This is a genomic window from Pantoea sp. nfd-35, assembly GCF_056892255.1.
Window position 1 is genome coordinate 2,387,800 of sequence record NZ_CP122403.1, and the last position, 18,516, is coordinate 2,406,315.

An 18,516-nucleotide genomic window follows, 5' to 3' on the forward strand; every position below is an offset into this window, starting at 1 on the left:
CAACAAGGCCGCTGATTCAGCGGCCTTTTTTTTGCGTATTGACTATTTTAAAGACACCGTCTGGCGTTTTTCTGCCGACTGTAGCCCTCGCTCAATCAGCTCCATCACCTGAATTGCCTCTTCAGCAGTGACCGGGTTCGCGCCTCGTCCGTTAATGGCATCACGGATCCCCGCATAGTAGGCCGGATAGTTGCCGGGCTGTGTCAGGCAGGTTTTCTCGGTCATGCTATCACCCTCAACCTGCGTTAGCGTGCCATCGCGCATATCGTAGCCCCACTCTTCGCTCGGCGGAAAATCACCGGCTTTGAGACGATCTTCCTGCGGGTCCAGACCGTATTTCACATAGCTGCCTCGCGTACCGTGAACCGTATAGCGCGGTGATTCTGCCGCCGCTAACATGCTGGCGTGGAGTACCACACGTCGCTGCGGATAGGTTAACGTGGCGTGGAAGTAGTCGGTCGTTTGTGCGCCGGGACGCAGTTCAGCTAAATCCACATTGATCGCCACCGGTGGTCCAAACAGCTGCAGCGCCTGGTCCAACAGATGCGGGCCTAAATCGAACCAGATACCGCTGCCCGGCCCTTTCATTTCACGCCAGCGTTGGCGAACCTCCAGCCGGAAGCGGTCAAAGTGCGATTCAAAATAGCGCACTTCCCCCAGCTCGTCCTCGGCAAGTAAGGCTTTTAGCGTCAGGAAATCGCTGTCCCAGCGGCGGTTGTGGAACACAGACAGCAACAACCCTTTGGCTTTGGCTAGCGCATCCAGCTCGCGCGCCTGTGACAACGTCACGGTAAAGGGCTTATCAACGACCACGTGCTTGCCCGCATTCAGTGCCGCTTTGGCCAGGGGAAAATGCGTATCGTTGGGGGTGGGGATAACAATCAGTTGTAGGGTGGGATCGTCCAACAGCGCCTGAGGATCGGCCACCACCTTTATGGAGGGCCAGTCGGCATTGACTTTGCTGGCATCGCTGCTGGAAATGGCTGCCAGCTCAACATCCGGCGTTCCCGCAATCAGCGGGGCATGAAATGTTTTACTGGCAAAGCCATATCCAATGAGTCCAACTCGCAGTTTCTCGCTCATTCCTTTTCCTCTCTATTCGCTAACCAGACTGATTTAAGACTAATAGTCTCGTCAGGACAAGGAGGATTCCCCTTAAAATCAGGAGACTGTGCTGCGGGCGACCGTCCAGGCGTGCTGACTGGCTAAATTATCGTGCACGTCCTGATTACGTCGACGAAAATCACTGGGGCTGACGCCCACACGTTTACGGAAGACGCGCGAGAAATAAAGCTGATCGTCATAGCCCACTTCGCGACCAATGCTGGCAATCGGCTCCTGCGTGGTCTGCAGCAGCAACTTGGCCCGTATCACCCGCTGATCTTCACGCCAGCGAAGCAAATTCACGCCCATCTGCTCACGGAACAGGTGCGCCAGCCGCGAAGGCGATAAGCAGACGTGGCGAGCCACTTCTTCAATTTTCACCTCGCTGGCGAGATGATTGTTCACATACTGGCAGGCTTCGATGATGCGCGGATCGCGAATTTGCTGGTGATTCCGCGGATCTTCCTCCACCGCACGCAGCAACAGGCGCTCCAGCAAATTCATCGCCAGTTCTTCGGCAAAGCGGCGTGAGGAGTTATGGGTTTGTTCAATGGTGGCAAACAGGCGATCGAATTCGCCACGCAGGGATTCGGGCAACCGCAGGCGCCCTACACCTTCCTGCTCATCCTGCCAGCGCAGCCAGTCATGCCAGTAAGCGCGCGGCCGGAAATAGACCCAGCGGTGAAACCACTGCGGGCTGTCGGGGGCACGACCGTAATAGTGGGCGGTTTTCGGCTGAAACAGCAGCATTTCACCGGGTTCACAATCAAAGGCTTTTTCGCCATCGAATACCCGGCCTTTGCCTTTGATGGTCAGGTTAAGAATATAGCCCTTCATGCCGTGCGGGCGATCGATAAAGAAATCCAGCGGACCATCCGCGGTGATAGGCGTTAACCCCGCCACCAGCCAGGCATTAAACGCGTATCCGGGCAGCAGGGGATTTTGCTGCTCTGCCGGTAATTCACGGTGATACATAATGTCCTCACTTCGTCGTTGAGTGATCACCCGCGGACGCCTTTCGCGTCCGCGGGAAGGTTTCACGCCAAATCAGACTTTATTTTTTTGTTTGTAGCGGTCAAATATCACCGCGGCTAACAGTATCAAACCACGCACAACATACTGTGAGAATGGCGAGATATTTAACAAATTCATCGCATTCTCGACGGTGCCAAGAATAAGCACGCCCGCCACCACGTAGGAAATTTTACCGATTCCGCCCTTAAGGGATACGCCGCCCAGGACGCAGGCAGAAATGACCACCAGCTCATAACCGATGGAGGTCATCGGCTGTCCGCTGGTCATACGGGACGCCAGAATGATGCCCGCCGCGGCGGAAACCAGACCTGAAAGGATAAAAATAATGATACGAGTCCGCACTACCGGTACGCCTGCCAGTCGCGCGGCTTCTTCATTGCCGCCGATAGCCAGCGTGTTGCGTCCAAACGTGGTTTTATTCAGCAGGAAGGCAAAAATCACCATGGTGGCCAGGGTGATCCAGATGGGGGCAGGCACGCCCAGCCAGTTGGCGAAGCCCAGCACAAAGAAGCGCTCGTCTTCGATGCCGACCGCTTTGCCATCGGAGAAAATGTAGGCCAGACCACGCACGATCTGCATTGTCGCCAGGGTCGTAATCAGGGCGTTAATCTTCAGTCGTGCAATCACGAAACCGTTGATAAAGCCGGTCGCCATTCCAAGCAGCAGCCCGGCCCCCACGCCAATCCACAGGCTTTCGGTCATGTTAATGACCACCGCCGTTACTACGCCTGCACAGGCGATAACGGAGGCAACCGAGAGATCGAAATCGCCGGATGCCAGACAGAACAGCATGCCGCAGGCGACCATGCCGGACATCGACATGGCCAGCCCCAGGCCTTTCATATTGATAAAGGAGCCGAAGTTGGGCACAAACACAGCACAGGCAATAAACAGCAGTGCAAAGACCACCAGCATGCCGAAATTGTCCCAGATGCGACCAAAATGCAGACCACGGCGTGGCGCTGCTGGCGGCGTATTAGATGTCGTGGATGAAGTCACGGTACTCTCCTGTCAGGCCACGGCGGCCGCTTGTGTCGTTTTAGGCATAGCCAGGCTCAGCGTCTGCTGCTCCGTAGCCTCGTCATGCAGTATTTCTCCGGCGATAGCCCCTTCACGCATGACCACAATGCGGTCAGCAAGGCCCATCACTTCCGGAAGATCGCTGGAAGCAAACAGCACCGCAATGCCCTTGTTTGCCAGCGCATAAATCAGGTTATAAATTTCGTGCTTGGCCCCAACGTCAATGCCGCGCGTGGGCTCATCCAGCAGGATCACTTTCATCTCCTCTGACAACCAGCGCCCCAGAATGGCTTTTTGCTGGTTGCCGCCAGAGAGGTTCATGATCAGCTGATCGGCACTCGGTGTTTTGATGTTGAGCGAACGAATATGACGGTCAGCGTTCGTGGCTTCCCAGCCGTTTTTAATCAGGCATCCGGCGGTCAGGTTATGGCGACGGGCGCTGATGTTGATATTGTCGCGGACCGAATGTACCGGAATGATGCCTTCGGCTTTGCGATCTTCCGGGCAGAGCATCACGCCAGCACGGATAGCATCGATTGGGGCACTGAGCTTCAGCGGTTTGCCATCCAGCAGCACCTGACCGCCACGCAGTCGCGTTGCGCCAAACAGCCCTTTCAGCAGCTCGCTGCGCCCTGCGCCAACGAGGCCAAATAAGCCGACAATTTCGCCCGCGTGCACATTGAGCGAAATCGGCGTTCTGACGCCCTTCGCTTCCACATTTTGCAGTTCGAGCCGCACGGCGCCTTTTTCACGCGGCGAATACCCATAAATGTCGCCCAGATTACGCCCGACCATCGCCTGAACCAGATCGTCGTGATGCGTGTTGGCCATGTCGGTAAAGGTTCGAACATAGCGGCCATCTTTAAAAACGGTGATGGCGTCGCTGAGGGCAAAGATCTCTTCCATACGATGCGAAACGTAGAGCACCACGCGCCCTTCTGCCCGCAGTTGACGGATAACCCGGAACAGGTTATCGATTTCCCGTGCAGACAGTGAACTTGTGGGCTCATCAAACGCAATGATGCGCGCATTCCGCGCCAGCGCTTTGGCAATTTCCACCATCTGCCATTGCCCCAGAGACAGGTATTTCAGCGGCATGTCGGGATCAACGTCCATTCCTAAGTTTTTCAGTTGCAGTCCGGCTTCGTAACGCAGCAGTTTTCGGTTGACCAGCCCGCGCTTGTGCGGCAACTGACCGAGATAAATATTTTCTGCCACGCTCATTTCGGGGACTAAATGCAGTTCCTGGTAGATAATCGCCACGCCCGCGTCCAGCGCGTCAGTGGTGTGCTGAAAATTAACCGGCTTTCCTTTGATACGAATTTCACCGCCGCTCGGCAGATAGCTACCACTGAGGATTTTAAGCAGTGTCGATTTACCGGCACCGTTTTCTCCCATTAGCGCATGCACCTGACCACCGTGGCACTCAAAAGAGATGTCCTGTAACGCTTTGACGCCGGGAAAGGTTTTACTGATGCCATGAAACGACAGAAAGGCTGAATCAGTGTTCATGGTTTCTCCAAAAAATGGCGTTGATGATTCGGGCCACCGGCAGTTAAGGATTTATCCTGTTACCCCATTGGGTAACGCTGTAAAACCCCTGCTTTCTCTGTGGCCCGATAATGACTTTACCTGTGCTGCCTCAGCAGCCTGTTGTTACATCAACCCTTTCTTCGCCAGCTCGGCTTTAAAGTTGTCGCGGGTGATTAACACCACGTCGGTGACTTCAGTGAATTTCGGCGGTTCCTGACCTTTGCTCACCCAGTTGTAGAGCATCTGGCTGCTCTTATAACCGTGGATATCCGGGCTTGGCAGCAGAGATCCATAGAAGCCGGTTGCGTTGGCCTTCGACAGTTCACTCACCGCATCCACACCGTTAATACCGATACCGATGACGTCAGCGGCTTTAAAGCCCTGTCCTTCGGTTGCGCGCACGCCGCCCAGCACGGTGTTGTCGTTCATGCCGACAATCAACCAGTGTTTCACTTCCGGGTGCTGAACCAGCAGAGAGTTACCCGCATCGAATGCACCAGGGATATCATTGGACTTGGTAGGCACCTGGTAGATCTGTTTTTCCGGGAATCCTGCGGCTTTTAGCGCATCCATCGAACCCCCGGTACGACGACGGGCGGTATCCAGCTCGTTCGCCGTAATCGCCATCACCGCCGTGTCTTTTGCGTCCCAGCCGCGTTTTTGCATTTCTTTATAGAGTTCCTGACCCTGACGCTCACCTATCTTGGTCGCCGCCATCATCACTAACGGCACGTTATCCATGGGTTTGCCTTTGGCGTTGACGAACTGGTCATCCACCGCAATCACTTTCAGTCCGTAGCCCCGTGCTTTTGCCATAATGGCCGAGCCCAGCTTGGGATCCGGTGTACAGATAACAAAACCTTTCGCGCCGCTTGCCGCAAGGCTGTCTATCGCATTGAGGGTTTTCTCACCATCCGGAACGGCAATTTTGATGACCTCGAAGCCCAGATCTTTCCCGGCCTTATCGGCAAATTTCCATTCCGTCTGGAACCACGGCTCCTCGGGTTGCTTGACCAGAAAACCCAGCTTCATGGTCTCGGCGATAGCTGATTGTGACATAACCGCTGCCAGCCCAATGGCTGCCAACGCTTTAGTGAATTTATGCATGATGCTCTCCGGCGCTAGTTGTTTTATCGCTGTTAAAAACGAATTGGTGTAAACGCTACCAGTTAACTTTCTTTTAGGGGTACAGAAGTAAATCAGGACGTTAGCGCGAGCCGCGATGGTAGCCTGCTTAAACGTTGGCCTATTTTTAGCGGGAATGGAGAAGAAAAATGTAGAGCGGTATCACATCTTAAAATCACGACAGAATGATCCATATATTCAGCGAATTTAACCGTCTCTTAACTTTTGCAATGGATCACAATTTCACTGCTGATGGCAGAAAAGTGCATATTCTCAGCCAGCCGTGACTAACCGTTATTTCTTACACATCACAGGATAAGGAGGTTTATTCATAACAGGAGATTCAAATGCGTACTGAAGCCATCACCCTGGGACTGGACTTTGGTAGTGATTCGGTGCGTGCGCTGGCGGTGGATTGTCACTCTGGTCAGGAGCTGCAAAGTGCCGTGGCAAACTATGCACGCTGGCAGCAAGGCCTTTACAGCGATCCTCACAGCAACCGCTTCCGTCACCATCCACAAGACTATATTGATGCCATGGAGCAGGCGATGCTCGAGGTGTTAAATGCGTTGAGTGAAGAACAACGCGCTGCCGTCGTCGGTATCGGCGTTGACAGTACCGGCTCCACACCCGCGCCTGTTGACCGTGACGGCAAGGTTCTGGCGCTGCGGCCTGAATTTGCTGAAAACCCGAACGCGATGTTTGTGCTGTGGAAAGATCATACGGCAATTGAAGAAGCCGAAGAGATCAATCAGCTGTGCCGTAGCGGCCGCTTTACCGACTACAGCCGTTACATTGGCGGTATTTACTCTTCTGAATGGTTTTGGGCAAAAATCCTTCACGTGACGCGTCACGATGCAGCGGTGCGCGAGGCCGCAGTCTCCTGGGTTGAACTGTGCGACTGGGTACCGGCATTGCTCAGCGATACCGTTGCCCCAGAAAAACTGCGCCGTGGACGCTGCGCCGCAGGTCATAAAGCACTGTGGCACGGCGACTGGAACGGCTTGCCGGATGTGGAATTTCTGAATGCGCTCGATCCCCATCTTACTCAGCAGCTTGACTCTCCCCTGTTTAAAGACACCTGGACCGCGGATTTGCCGGTGGGCACGTTGAGTCCCGAGTGGTCACAGCGCCTGGGATTATCCCAGAAGGTGACGATTTCAGGCGGTGCCTTTGACTGTCATATGGGTGCAGTGGGCGCAGGCGCACGGCCCTACACGCTGGTGAAAGTGATTGGCACCTCCACCTGCGACATTCTGATTGCGGATACTGAGAAGGTGGGCGACCGCGCGATCAAAGGCATTTGCGGACAGGTAGATGGCAGCGTGGTGCCGGGCGCCATGGGTCTGGAAGCCGGACAGTCGGCGTTTGGCGATATTTATGCCTGGTTCAGTCGCCTGCTCGGCTGGCCGTTACAGCAGGCGGCGCAGCACCATCCTGAACTAAAACCGCAACTGGCAGAGATGCAAAAGTCGCTGATCAAAAACCTGACTGACGCCTGGGCCGCCAATCCGCAATTGGATCATCTGCCGGTGGTGCTGGACTGGTTCAATGGCCGCCGCACACCGAACGCCAATCAGCGTCTTAAAGGCGTGATCACCGACCTTAATCTCGGCACCGATGCGCCAGCCCTGTTTGGCGGCCTGATTGCGGCGACCGCATTTGGCGCCCGCGCCATCATGGAGTGCTTCGAGCAGCAGGATATTCCGGTTGAGAACATTTTGACCCTCGGCGGCATTGCCCGTAAGTCACCCGCCATTATGCAGGCCTGCTGCGACGTGATGAATCGCCCGCTGGATATCGTCTCTTCAGATGAATGTTGCGCCCTGGGCGCCGCCATCTTCGCCGCCGTGGCCGCCGGTGTTCACCGCGACGTCGAGCAGGCACAGAACGTGATGGCCAGCCCGATTGACGTCACGCTGCAGCCCGATCCGCAGCGCGTCGCGCGCTATCAGGAACTTTATCAACGCTATCAACAATGGTGCGTGACGGCAGAACCTCATTATGCCGCACGTTCCGCTTCCGCTAAGTAAAGGAGTGGTTTATGCAACAGTTCAACGTGTGGTTTGTCATTGGTACACAGCACCTCTACGGAGCGGAAACGTTACGTCAGGTTGAGCAGAATGCCCGTCAGGTGGTGGAAGGTCTGAATCAGGCGGGACTGCCTGTGCGCCTGGCACTCAAACCGCTGGTGAAATCGCCAGATGAAGCGCTGTCGCTGTGCCGTGACGCCAGTCACGATCAAAACTGTGTGGGCATCATTACCTGGCTTCATACTTTTTCGCCGGCCAAAATGTGGATCGGCGGTTTAAACGTATTAACGAAACCGTTATTGCAGTTTCATACCCAGTTTAATGCCGAAATTCCGTGGGACAGCATGGACATGGACTTCATGAACCTGAATCAGACCGCTCACGGCGGTCGTGAGTTTGGCTTTATCGGCGCACGTATGGGCCTGCAGCACAGCGTGGTGACCGGCCACTGGCAGGATAAACACAGCCAACAGCGCGTGGCCAACTGGATGCGCGCCGCGCTGGCCAAACAGGCCAGTCAGCACCTGAAAGTGGCCCGTTTCGGCGATAACATGCGTGAAGTGGCCGTAACGGAAGGCGATAAGGTCGCGGCACAAATCAAATTTGGCTATGCCGTTAACGGCTGGGGCGTGGGCGATTTGGTCGAAGTGATTAACGGCGTCAGCGATGGCGATGTTAATGCACTGGTCGATGAGTATGAGAGCCAGTACCGCTTTACCGATGTCGCCGCCGTCGGCGGTGAAAAGCGGCAAAACGTTCTGGATGCCGCGCGCATTGAGCTGGGCCTTAAGCGTTTTCTGGACGATGAAGGCTGTATGGCATTCACCACCAACTTCCAGACGCTGCATGGCATGACCCAGCTACCCGGCCTGGCGGTACAGCGCCTGATGGGCCAGGGCTATGGTTTTGCAGGCGAAGGCGACTGGAAAACGGCCGCCCTGCTGCGCATTTTCAAAGTGCTGGCGGGCGATCGTCCCGGCGGAACCTCCTTTATGGAGGATTACACTTACCACTTCTCACCGGGCAACGATTTAGTACTGGGTTCACATATGCTGGAGGTGTGCCCGTCCATCGCGCTGGAAGAGAAGCCGCTGATTGACGTTCAGTTCCTGGGCATTGGCAACAAAGCCGATCCGGCACGACTGATCTTCTCAACACCGGCAGGCCGTGCCATCAACGCCAGCGTGATCGATATGGGTGACCGCTTTCGTCTGCTGGTGAACGTAGTGGACGCCATCGAGCAGCCTAAACCTCTGCCAAAACTGCCCGTGGCCCGTGCGCTGTGGAAAGCTCAGCCATCGCTGGCAACGGCCTCTGAAGCCTGGATCCTGGCGGGCGGCGCGCACCATACCGTGTTCAGTCAGGCACTGAGCCTGGATGATATGTATCTGTACGGTGAGATGCACGGCATTGAGGTGCTGGTGATTGACGAACATACCCAGTTGCCTGCGTTTAAGGATGCCCTGCGCTGGAACGATGCGTACTACCATATGAAGCGTTAAGATTGCTGAGACGTTGCGAACGGGTCAGATTGCTGGCCCGTTTTTTTATGGCTTGCCGCCGACCTTATCAACTCAGGCGGTCAACCGTGAATCACCCGAGGTAATACAATCGGATCAGTACGCCTTGAGTCACGGCTTTGCTTCTTCTTTTTTATCTGTTTCGTTATGAGGTTCTGCGTCAATTCGAGCCTGTTTCTGTGCAGTCAGTAGGCTGATGCAAAAGGGTTATCTGGCAGCAGAAATTAACATACGGGCTAGACGTTCTTTGTACAAAGGGCACAGGCCTGGATCACTCATTGCCTGCCACGTTACAGCGGCAGGCAGATCTGGATTTATTTTTTCAATAAACGTGGCAGTTGATTATCAAGCTCAAGAACACAGGCATCCATCATCTTTTGCGTTTCCTGGGTCACTTTAGCGTAATTGTTGGCCTTCCAGTCACTGAGCGGTGCTGTCGCCGGTTTCGGTGCACACTCTGATACCACATAGGCGCTGAGAATATTGCCGCCTTCCGGACGTTTATAGAACAGCACGCGGTAAGTTAAATCGTAGTTGCTGTTATTGGCCGACATATCGCTATAAACCAGTGACCATTGCGCCGCGGCAATGAACAGCGGCTGTGTATAAGCATATCCGTTGCCATTTTTATCGAGCCAGCTTTTTATTTTCACTACGGCTTTTGGGGTAAAATAGTGCGCCGTAGGTTCGGGCAGCGCATCAACAGAGGTGCCTTTATAACTGTTTTTGTCAAAAGAGCCGGTGCTGATTCCCCCACCTAACACTGCCGTTAGCACAGACATGCCCACACCCGCACCGGTACTCACCGGTGTGACTTCGCGCAGTTTTACGTCTGAGTAATGATTGTTATTCATATCCACTGGCGCATAAATCGTCTCAACAGTCAGCGTGCTGCCGTTATCGGCCTTAACGACCTGAGCATTATTTTTACCTGCGCATCCCACCAGAAAGACTAATGACAACGTACCCGTTATTAATAACTTGCTCATATTTATCGCATTCCCTTTACGTAAAAAGCCCTTGTTTCCGATTATCTCTTTAAGGATTTCCAACCGGATTCCAGCTTCTATAACGGGTAAAAGGGAAAAAGCTTTAGGATTTTTTCATTAATTTTTGATGAATACTCATGGCTTAGTGTCGGTCAAGCATGATGGTGCGCGGGAACCTTCAGGCAGCTGACGGGTACCTGTGGTTCAGCAAGCGCCCACGGATGCCCTCACAGAAGAGGCCTGAATATCACCCTTTCCATCACTGAATGGCGGTTTACCACGTCACCGGCTTGCCAAAGCGATCCAGATACTCCAGCCCCGGTCGGCCCCGCTTGTGCTCGATGACGTTCACGATATCAGGCAGGGTTTCCTCAAGGCTAAAGGCCCCCTGCTCACCGCCCAGAGCCGTGCGAATCCAGCCCGGTGCCAGCAGTAATAAAGCCCGGTCCGGATGAGAGCGCGCCTGCCGTGCCGCATAGCTTCGCATATATTGATTCAGCGCGGCTTTAGAGCCGCGATACACTTCTCTTCCCCCTTTCACATTATCCCCCACGCTACCTTGACCGGATGACATGACGCCAATCAGTCCGTTGGCTCTGACTCGATCCTGACAGGTTTCAACAACCCGCATTGGCGAAAGCGCATTCGTTACCATGACGTGAATAAAATCTTCGGTACTGACCTCTCCAATCGTCTCACTCTGGTTGGGATTCGCCGTTCCGGCATTCACAAAAAGCGCGTCATAGCAACGATGCTGCAACCGCGAATTAAGCTGAGAAATTTGATCGGTATCGTTGATGTCCAGTTGTTCAATGGTAAGTGCATGCGGATAACGTGCAGACAAATCCTGCATAGCCTCGGGATGGCTGTTACGCACCGTTGCCGTCACTTCCCAGCCGCGGCTGAGCAGCTCAATGGTCATGGCCAACCCGATACCTCGTGAGGCACCTATTAATAACATTTTGGGCTTGTCGGCCTGAGATGAATAAAGCGTCATAAGAGTTACTCCTGCTGGTTGCGGAAATAACGACTTTAATGCGCAAAGAACAGTTGAGCCAGACGCACAGGATGCAATAATAGATTGCGTCTGATGCAAGGGTCTGACTTTATGCCTGATATTGATCTGAATTTACTCACTGCGCTGGATGCTTTGCTGACAGAGTGCAGCGTGACACGCGCAGCGAAACGGTTGGGGCTCAGTACCTCAGCCATGAGCCGCACGCTAGGCCGCTTACGCCTGGCGACCGGCGATCCGCTACTGGTTCAGGCCGGGCATAATATGGTTCCAACGCCCTATGCCACTGAACTGGCCACGCGCGTCCATGAGACGACTATGGACGCGTTCGCCCTGCTGCGCCCCGCAGATAAACGTCTCGATCTTTCTACAACCGCGCGCAGCATCGTTATACGGGCGAATGAAGGATTTATCGATTTAACCGCCGCCGCGCTGCTTAACGAGCTTCGCCAGACCGCGCCCAGGCTACGACTCATTTTCGTCAATAAATCAGATAAAGCGCCGCAGGCGTTGCGTGAAGGCAAGATTGATCTTGAAATTGGTGTGCTGGGTACAGATGCGCCGGAATTCAAGACCAGGCTGCTATTCAGCGACCACTTTGTGGGCATCTGCCGACGCGATCATCCGCTGCTGGATAACCCAGGCGTGACGGCAGAGCGCTATGCCAGCTTTTCGCATATCGTCATGTCCAGAAATAATGCCCGCTCTGGGCCTGTTGACGCCGCGCTTGATGCGCTTCAACTGCGCCGGGACATTCTGATGTCCGTTCCGACTTACAGCAGCGCCATCAATATTGTTTGTCAGACAGACCTCATTGGGCTGGTACCCTCATCCGCGCTGGTCGGGCCCAATCGGCGCGCCGACCTGGTGCATTTCGACCTGCCGGTAGCTACACCGGTGATAAAGGTGCTGGCTATCTGGCATCCAAGACTGCACGCGGACCCGGTGCACCGCTGGCTTCGTGATACGATCGTCGCCGTTTGCCGCCGGGAACAGGGTAAAACCAGATGAATAGCGCGATGTGATACCGAGTCGACACAGAGACTCGCGATCTTGCAAGCCGGTATCAGACTTTTTTCCTTCCCGGGCTGACGCTTATAGCGCCCCATTCGCCTGGGGGGTGAAAATTCGTTATCATCAGCGCCTGTTCACGCCCCAGGCCCACTGATGTCTACGATCGTTGATACTTTTATTGCCCCGCCGTGCCATGAGAAGATACGCATTCTCTATCAGGACGACCATCTGGTGCTGATCGACAAGCCCAGTGGGCTGTTGAGCCTGTCAGGCAAAAACCCCCAAAACCTGGACTCGGTACACTATCGCCTGGTGACGATCTTCCCCGGCTGCACACTGGTGCACCGGCTGGATTTTGGCACCTCCGGGTTGATGGTTGTGGCGCGTAACAAAACCATTAACGCGGCGCTCAGCCAGCAATTCAGCGCGCGCACGGTGGCTAAGCATTACAGCGCCCTGCTGTGCGGGCATTTACCGGATGAAGAAGGCATCATCGATGCTCCCATCGCGAAAGACCCAGCCCGGTTTCCACGGATGTCTATTTGCGCCGAATGGGGCAAGCCTGCCCGTTCCCGTTATCGGGTTGTTGAGCGTTTTAACTTTAAACGGGATGACGCCAGTGTAATTCCCCTGACGCGCGTGACGCTGATCCCAGAAACCGGTCGCACTCATCAGTTGCGTATTCACTGCCAGCTGCTGGGCCATCCGATTTTAGGCTGTGACCTCTACGGGGGGCTTTTGCTGCCGGGCACGGAACAGACGCCAAGGTTAATGCTTCATGCCAGTGAACTGCAGTTTGTTCATCCCGTTACCGGTGAGCCCTTTCACATCGTCAGCCCCAGTCCGTTTTAACGCAACGCCTTTACATTGGCGCCAGGAACACGGCTGACATTGTTGTGCCAGGCCGCTTCAGCCCGCAAACGCCTCTTGTTGTCACGGCTCACGGCACCGGTTTACTTCAGGTGCAGGTTATTCAGAAAGTCGGTAATAGCCGCAGCGATCGCCAGGCCGTGCGTTTCCAGCGCAAAGTGTCCGGTATCATAGAAGCGAATCTCCGCATCGGGCAGATCCCGTTTCCACGCCTCGGCACCAGCCGGCAGGAAGAAGGGATCGTTTTTCCCCCACACCGCCAGCAAGGGGGGCTGAAACTGACGGAAGTAGTTCTGAAACGCCGGGTACAGCGCCACGTTTGATGCGTAATCCAGCAGCAAATCGAGTTGAATCTCCGCGTTACCCGGCCGAAGAATGTGCAAACCCTCAAGCGTGTAACCATCCGGTGAGACACGACTTTTATCGGGCACGCCCTCAAGATATTGCCATTTGATCGAAGCTGGCGTTGGGAAGTCTCGCAGCGCGTCACGGTTTTCCTGGCTGGGCTCCTGCCAGTAGCGCTGGATCGGTTTCCAGCCCTCACCCAGTCCTTCCTCATAGGCGTTACCGTTTTGAGAAATAATGGCCGTAATCCGTTCCGGATGACTGACGGCAAGCCGCCAGCCGACGGGGGCGCCATAGTCATGAACCATCAGCGCATAGCGCTCCAGCTTAAGCTGTTGCGTTAACTGTTCAATAGTGATTGCCAGCTGGCTGAAGGCGTAAACGTATTCGCCTCGTGCCGAAGATTCCGTGAAGCCAAACGCAGGCAGGTCGGGTGCAATCACGTGGTAGTGCCCGGCAAGATGCGGGATCAGGTCTCTGAACATAAATGAGGATCCCGCAAAGCCATGTAACAGCAGTATTGTCGGCCTGTTGGGATCGCCCGCTTCGCGGTAAAACACATTGACGTCGCCAACCTGTTCGTAGCGGTATTTTACGCCATCCAGTTGCTGTGCATCGTTAACGTCTTGCGTACGCAAACTGTCTGTCGTCGTAATGGATTTTGAAACCGCCATGATGTTTCCTTATGATGTAACCGTTAAATTTGTTATTTGCAGGTTACGATCTTATTTGCTAACCTGTCAAATATATTTTTAACAGTTACAGGCAGCTATGCATCCCGATCTCAACACCCACGACTTCCTTTTCCTGGCGGATAACCTCGCACTGGACTTTATCAATAGTGAATACGGCGTGGACGAGCAGCGACATGACTGTTTCAGCGACGATCGACGCGTGATGCTCTGGCTGGAGATGGCAGGGATCTTGCCGGATGGCGCGCCTTTGCAGGCACCTGATGGGCTGTTACATGAAGCGCGGGCGCTGCGCGACAGTGCACGTGCACTTGTCGATGCTGCGATGAATGGCTTATCTGCGGATCTGACTGTTCTTAACAGGCTCTATAAGGACGGGCGCCCGACGAAGCGACTGGCGTGGGATGATGACGCGCAGCGATACCAGATCGCGGTTAGCCACGAGGAGATAAGCATAGCCATCCTGCTTTGGCCGGTGGTCAACGCACTGGTCGAGCTTGTTGTCAGTGACAGCTTTACGTACGTGCGCCAGTGTGAAGCACATGACTGTATCCTGCTTTTCCATGACCTCAGTAAATCGCACCGCCGCCGCTGGTGCAGCATGGCGACCTGTGGCAATCGCATGAAAGTCGCGGCGTTTCGATCCCGAAAGCGATCGGATCAGGTTTGATTATGGCTGCAAACGGCACGAGCCCTGCGGCGAGAGTGCGCAGCACTTTGCAGCAAGGCTCATCGGTTATCCCGCCTGATTGCAATCATTACCACATCAGATCATCGGGTACTTTGAAATCGGCATAGGGATCGTCTTCATCCTGGGCTTCCTGACTCAGCGCACTGTTTAAGACAATACTGTTGGCATCACGTTGGGCAATTTTATCAGCAACGCTCGCGGGAATAATGGCGTAATGGCTCTCTTCGCTGTTATCCACCTGCAAACGTGCGATCGCCAGACGGCCATTGATAAGTTGTGCCTGGGTGGGCTTATCCACCATGATTTTTTTAATCAGGTTGTTATCTGTGAAGTTAAAACCGATATCACCTCGGGAAATGTCGATTTTGTTCATGTCAATCAGCTGCTTCACCTGCGCCTTGTACTCTTTTGAAAGCACAGCCTGCCGTTGTTGTTCATTGAGCTGCTTGTCACGCTCTTGCTGGGCTTTTTTGTTCTCTTCTACAGCTTCGCGCGCCTCGCGGGCCTGAACACGCGATTTTTTGGCCGTTCTCTGGACCTTGTCCATTTTCTTACTGGTGACTAATCCTGCTTTTAACAGCTGCTCTTGTAAGGTGAGTTTTGCCATCTTGTTCTCTGAATCTGATGAGGAATGGGCGGGATTATACCTGAGGCGATAGCAGATTGCAGACGCTGATGTGGTGCGCACTTAAGATTCGAGCGGACGTTGTATGCGCGATGTCGTGAGGTTCCCACCGTTGGGTCCGGTATCCGTCAGTCGCTCATCCCCGGGTTAGCGTCCTGTAGATGCTGGCTGAGAGGGAGCCGGTGGTTCGCTAACGCAATCGGCTATGCGCAACAGAGACGACGTTGAAGGAAGTCTGTAAGCTCATCAAGACGCGCACTGGAATATAACAAACCTTTTAGTCACAGGCGGGAAGGCGCGAAGAGAGATAAAAAGAAGGCATAAACGCCGCCAGCGCCCTGTCTGGCGAGCACTGGCAGACAGGTCTGATGATGTCAGACCTTGAGCATTTTTACCGTGGCATCAATGTCTATCTCATCTTCAGAGAAGATTAAGGTTGCGCCCTGAAAGGTGGTGATGGCCAGTTTTTTCAACGTACGCATCTCATCGGCCTGGGCTGCGGATTTAGGTTTGATATTGTTCATTAAGATGCCCACAGACAGCACCGTATTTTCTTTATCGATACGGCTGCTGGCAGGCACTTCCTCGCTGAAGACCACATAAGACTTGATGGCAGTGAGCTTGATTCGCTCACCCGCGATAAAAATGTATTTGCTTTCGGGCAGGACTTTCACCGCAAAGGCCGACAGCCCTTTATTGTTGGTGGTGGGTTCAAACGTCACCGCCGCATCTTTCTTAATCAGATCAGGGTTGGCGACCTTAATCACGTGAAAATACCGGTTATCACCGTTTTCATCTTTGATAAAGCCAAAGCCTTTATCCTGAAACCAGGTTGTGATTGTTCCATTCATCGCCATTACCGCCTACCTAATCGTTTATCTACTCAATTTTTTCAGCGCGCAGTGTAAAACACAATGCGGGTGCAAACTACGTCTTTGGGCTAAGTGTGGCCGATAAATTTCTGCTCTGCACCTAAGCTTTTCGGGCAGAGAGGTCGGGAAGACCATGAGGGCGTGGCTGGCGGCAGATGAATAATGCCGCCCCCCACTGTGAATTGAGCAAAAACCACTCCGTTACCGGGTCAATAAGAAATTATCTGTTCGGTCACAGCGATATACTTCTTTAAAACAAATTAAAGAGGTTAATCGCATGATTTATCAGCCAAAATTTATCAGCTTCGACTGCTACGGAACGCTCATAAACTTTGAAATGGGGCCGACCGCTAAGGGGCTTTTTGCCGACCGGATTGCAGAACAGCGAATGCCTGCGTTTCTGGACAGCTTCCGTTTCTACCGGCTTGATGAAGTGCTGGGTGACTGGAAGCCGTTTTTTCAGGTCGTTGAAAACGCTATTCAGCGGGCCTGTAAAGCGCATGATGTGGCGTACCGCGATTCTGATGCACTCACTCTCTATAACGCGGTGCCGACCTGGCAGCCACATCCTCACGTTGTGGAAACGCTGGAATTGATCTCTCAACATATTCCGTTAGTGATTTTGTCGAATTCGATGGTGGATCTTATTCCCCACAGCGTCGCCCATCTTAAAGCGCCTTTTCATGCGGTGTACACCGCTGAAGCGGCTCAGGCTTACAAGCCGCGTGCACAGATTTTCGAATACATGTTTGACCAGTTGGGCTGCGGACCCGAGCAGATGATGCACTGCTCCTCCAGCTTCCGTTATGACCTGATGACGGCATCCGACCTTGGCTTTATGGCCAAAGCGTTTATCGATCGTGGGCATGAACCCGCCTTAGAAGGTTATGGCGTTGATCGGCTCACCGACTTCCGCCAGCTTGCCGGCCTGCTTGGTCTTTAATGCGTCTCTGGGTGCGGAGAAACGAGGAAATATGATGCCTGATGAGCAGAGGCCCAAGGCGGTCGCACTCAGCACAGCTGCGCCAGCGCTTTCGCTGCCGGCTATCCAATCTTTAGTGTCTGAAAAATATGGCATTGAGGGCACCGTCCTGCCGCTGGCCAGTGAGCGCGATCAGAACTGTTGCATCGAGCAGGCCGACGGCACGCGCTATGTGTTAAAGATCAGTAATCCCTCTGAAGCGCTGTCCATCGTGGATTTTCAGATTGCCGCGCTTAATCACATCGCCGAGGCTGCGCCCGGGCTGTCCACGCCGCGCGTCGTGCGAACGCTAGAGGGCTCCCTGCGTGACAACGTCACTCTTGACGGAGGAGAAATAACGACCGTCAGAATGCTGACCTATTTAGACGGTATACAGGTTAAGGATACGGAGAGAACCCCAGCACAGCGTTGCGCGATGGGCACCTGTCTGGCCCGGCTTGACCTGGCTTTACAGGCATTCAGCCATCCCGCTGCCAGCCACGATCTTCTCTGGAACGTTTCAGCCGCGCATCGCCTGATGGATAAGCTGGAAGACCTCGTGGATCCCACCCGTCGCAGGCTGGCTGAAAAATTTATGACGCGTTTTATCACCCATATCCTGCCGCGCCTTCCGGCGCTGAGGGCGCAGGTTATCCATAACGACTTCCATCTCTACAACGTGATGGTTGCGCCAGAGGCGCAGGATCGTATTACGGGCATTATCGATTTTGGCGACATGCTTTATGCCCCCCTGGTCGGCGAAGTCGCAACCGCGGCGGCCTTTCAGATGACAGGCAGCGTCGATCCTTTTGCCGGCGCCGCCCAGTTTGTCGGCGCCTACCACCAGACGCTCCCGCTTACCGATCTGGAGCAGGCGGTCGTGACCGATCTGATGGCGACCCGTCATCTGATTACCGTTTTGATTACCGAGTGGCGCGCGGTTCGCTATCCACACAATCGCGCCTATATCATGCGGCACAACCCAGCCGCGTGGGAGGCGCTGTCTTTAATGGCGGATCTGTCTCGCGATACGGCACGTGACCGACTGCTGGCTGAACTCTGAAACCGGAGA

17 protein-coding genes are annotated in these 18,516 nt (G+C 54.3%); 7 read left to right on the forward strand and 10 right to left on the reverse strand.

All coding sequences use genetic code 11. The features are described 5' to 3' along the window. Window positions 1-42: 42 nt before the first annotated feature. The 5 genes from P9J57_RS11085 to P9J57_RS11105 form a co-directional block, all read right to left on the reverse strand. The gene (locus P9J57_RS11085) at window positions 43-1,083 is read right to left on the reverse strand and encodes an oxidoreductase (RefSeq protein WP_483279209.1); all 1,041 of its coding nucleotides are present in this window, start codon (window positions 1,081-1,083) and stop codon (window positions 43-45) included. 78 nt (window positions 1,084-1,161) lie between these two features. Next, the gene (araC, locus tag P9J57_RS11090; RefSeq protein ID WP_014593654.1) at window positions 1,162-2,079 is read right to left on the reverse strand and encodes an arabinose operon transcriptional regulator AraC; all 918 of its coding nucleotides are present in this window, start codon (window positions 2,077-2,079) and stop codon (window positions 1,162-1,164) included. Window positions 2,080-2,151: 72 nt separating this feature from the next. Beyond that, complete coding sequence (gene araH / locus P9J57_RS11095; RefSeq protein ID WP_013025704.1) at window positions 2,152-3,138, reverse strand: L-arabinose ABC transporter permease AraH; 987 nt, start codon at window positions 3,136-3,138, stop codon at window positions 2,152-2,154. 12 nt (window positions 3,139-3,150) lie between these two features. Further along, window positions 3,151-4,671: an L-arabinose ABC transporter ATP-binding protein AraG gene (gene araG, locus P9J57_RS11100; RefSeq protein ID WP_024471580.1), complete on the reverse strand. Its 1,521-nt coding sequence runs from the start codon at window positions 4,669-4,671 to the stop codon at window positions 3,151-3,153. A gap of 144 nt (window positions 4,672-4,815) precedes the next feature. Continuing rightward, window positions 4,816-5,799 carry an arabinose ABC transporter substrate-binding protein gene (locus P9J57_RS11105; RefSeq protein ID WP_014593651.1) on the reverse strand — a complete coding sequence of 328 codons (984 nt, stop codon included), beginning with the start codon at window positions 5,797-5,799 and terminating at the stop codon, window positions 4,816-4,818. A gap of 365 nt (window positions 5,800-6,164) precedes the next feature. On the opposite strand from P9J57_RS11105, the gene P9J57_RS11110 reads away from it, so the two are divergent. Further along, on the forward strand, window positions 6,165-7,850 hold the full coding sequence (locus P9J57_RS11110; RefSeq protein WP_013025701.1) for a ribulokinase: 1,686 nt from the start codon (window positions 6,165-6,167) through the stop codon (window positions 7,848-7,850). An 11-nt stretch (window positions 7,851-7,861) separates the two neighbouring features. Next, window positions 7,862-9,352 (forward strand): L-arabinose isomerase, encoded by a 1,491-nt coding sequence (araA, locus tag P9J57_RS11115; RefSeq protein ID WP_014593649.1) that lies wholly within the window; start codon window positions 7,862-7,864, stop codon window positions 9,350-9,352. A gap of 332 nt (window positions 9,353-9,684) precedes the next feature. On the opposite strand, the gene P9J57_RS11120 is transcribed toward araA, so the two are convergent. Next, the gene (locus P9J57_RS11120) at window positions 9,685-10,422 is read right to left on the reverse strand and encodes a hypothetical protein (RefSeq protein ID WP_081091682.1); all 738 of its coding nucleotides are present in this window, start codon (window positions 10,420-10,422) and stop codon (window positions 9,685-9,687) included. A gap of 211 nt (window positions 10,423-10,633) precedes the next feature. Next, window positions 10,634-11,356, reverse strand: a complete 723-nt coding sequence (locus tag P9J57_RS11125) for an SDR family NAD(P)-dependent oxidoreductase (RefSeq protein ID WP_078828659.1) — start codon at window positions 11,354-11,356, stop codon at window positions 10,634-10,636. 111 nt (window positions 11,357-11,467) lie between these two features. On the opposite strand from P9J57_RS11125, the gene P9J57_RS11130 reads away from it, so the two are divergent. Both P9J57_RS11130 and P9J57_RS11135 read left to right on the forward strand, forming a co-directional pair. After that, window positions 11,468-12,385 carry a LysR family transcriptional regulator gene (locus P9J57_RS11130; protein WP_483279210.1) on the forward strand — a complete coding sequence of 306 codons (918 nt, stop codon included), beginning with the start codon at window positions 11,468-11,470 and terminating at the stop codon, window positions 12,383-12,385. Window positions 12,386-12,541: 156 nt separating this feature from the next. Then, on the forward strand, window positions 12,542-13,240 hold the full coding sequence (locus tag P9J57_RS11135; protein WP_078828657.1) for an RluA family pseudouridine synthase: 699 nt from the start codon (window positions 12,542-12,544) through the stop codon (window positions 13,238-13,240). 101 nt (window positions 13,241-13,341) lie between these two features. Here P9J57_RS11135 and P9J57_RS11140 read toward each other — a convergent pair whose 3' ends face one another. After that, the gene (locus P9J57_RS11140; protein WP_483279211.1) at window positions 13,342-14,277 is read right to left on the reverse strand and encodes an alpha/beta fold hydrolase; all 936 of its coding nucleotides are present in this window, start codon (window positions 14,275-14,277) and stop codon (window positions 13,342-13,344) included. Between the two features lie 97 nt (window positions 14,278-14,374). On the opposite strand from P9J57_RS11140, the gene P9J57_RS11145 reads away from it, so the two are divergent. After that, window positions 14,375-14,965: a CGNR zinc finger domain-containing protein gene (locus P9J57_RS11145; protein ID WP_483279212.1), complete on the forward strand. Its 591-nt coding sequence runs from the start codon at window positions 14,375-14,377 to the stop codon at window positions 14,963-14,965. An 88-nt stretch (window positions 14,966-15,053) separates the two neighbouring features. Here P9J57_RS11145 and P9J57_RS11150 read toward each other — a convergent pair whose 3' ends face one another. Beyond that, a complete protein-coding gene (locus tag P9J57_RS11150; RefSeq protein WP_014593642.1) occupies window positions 15,054-15,593 on the reverse strand; it encodes a DUF2058 domain-containing protein in 540 nt (179 codons plus the stop codon). Window positions 15,594-15,985: 392 nt separating this feature from the next. Continuing rightward, a complete protein-coding gene (locus P9J57_RS11155) occupies window positions 15,986-16,468 on the reverse strand; it encodes a cold-shock protein (RefSeq protein ID WP_013025692.1) in 483 nt (160 codons plus the stop codon). A 292-nt stretch (window positions 16,469-16,760) separates the two neighbouring features. Here P9J57_RS11155 and P9J57_RS11160 point away from each other — a divergent pair, with 292 nt between their 5' ends. Together P9J57_RS11160 and P9J57_RS11165 are read left to right on the forward strand one after the other, a co-directional pair. Beyond that, the gene (locus P9J57_RS11160) at window positions 16,761-17,426 is read left to right on the forward strand and encodes a haloacid dehalogenase type II (RefSeq protein ID WP_013025691.1); all 666 of its coding nucleotides are present in this window, start codon (window positions 16,761-16,763) and stop codon (window positions 17,424-17,426) included. A 115-nt stretch (window positions 17,427-17,541) separates the two neighbouring features. Then, window positions 17,542-18,507: a phosphotransferase gene (locus P9J57_RS11165; protein WP_230957748.1), complete on the forward strand. Its 966-nt coding sequence runs from the start codon at window positions 17,542-17,544 to the stop codon at window positions 18,505-18,507. The last annotated feature ends 9 nt before the right edge of the window (window positions 18,508-18,516 follow it).

Bases quoted from the DNA above. Each gene is read 5' to 3' on its own strand.
- P9J57_RS11085 (WP_483279209.1), bottom strand. From the start codon at position 1,083: ATGAGCGAGAAACTGCGAGTTGGACTCATTGGATATGGCTTTGCCAGT.
- araC (WP_014593654.1), bottom strand. From the start codon at position 2,079: ATGTATCACCGTGAATTACCGGCAGAGCAGCAAAATCCCCTGCTGCCC.
- araG (WP_024471580.1), bottom strand. From the start codon at position 4,671: ATGAACACTGATTCAGCCTTTCTGTCGTTTCATGGCATCAGTAAAACC.
- P9J57_RS11105 (WP_014593651.1), bottom strand. From the start codon at position 5,799: ATGCATAAATTCACTAAAGCGTTGGCAGCCATTGGGCTGGCAGCGGTT.
- P9J57_RS11110 (WP_013025701.1), top strand. From the start codon at position 6,165: ATGCGTACTGAAGCCATCACCCTGGGACTGGACTTTGGTAGTGATTCG.
- araA (WP_014593649.1), top strand. From the start codon at position 7,862: ATGCAACAGTTCAACGTGTGGTTTGTCATTGGTACACAGCACCTCTAC.
- P9J57_RS11125 (WP_078828659.1), bottom strand. From the start codon at position 11,356: ATGACGCTTTATTCATCTCAGGCCGACAAGCCCAAAATGTTATTAATA.
- P9J57_RS11130 (WP_483279210.1), top strand. From the start codon at position 11,468: ATGCCTGATATTGATCTGAATTTACTCACTGCGCTGGATGCTTTGCTG.
- P9J57_RS11135 (WP_078828657.1), top strand. From the start codon at position 12,542: ATGTCTACGATCGTTGATACTTTTATTGCCCCGCCGTGCCATGAGAAG.
- P9J57_RS11140 (WP_483279211.1), bottom strand. From the start codon at position 14,277: ATGGCGGTTTCAAAATCCATTACGACGACAGACAGTTTGCGTACGCAA.
- P9J57_RS11145 (WP_483279212.1), top strand. From the start codon at position 14,375: ATGCATCCCGATCTCAACACCCACGACTTCCTTTTCCTGGCGGATAAC.
- P9J57_RS11150 (WP_014593642.1), bottom strand. From the start codon at position 15,593: ATGGCAAAACTCACCTTACAAGAGCAGCTGTTAAAAGCAGGATTAGTC.
- P9J57_RS11155 (WP_013025692.1), bottom strand. From the start codon at position 16,468: ATGGCGATGAATGGAACAATCACAACCTGGTTTCAGGATAAAGGCTTT.
- P9J57_RS11160 (WP_013025691.1), top strand. From the start codon at position 16,761: ATGATTTATCAGCCAAAATTTATCAGCTTCGACTGCTACGGAACGCTC.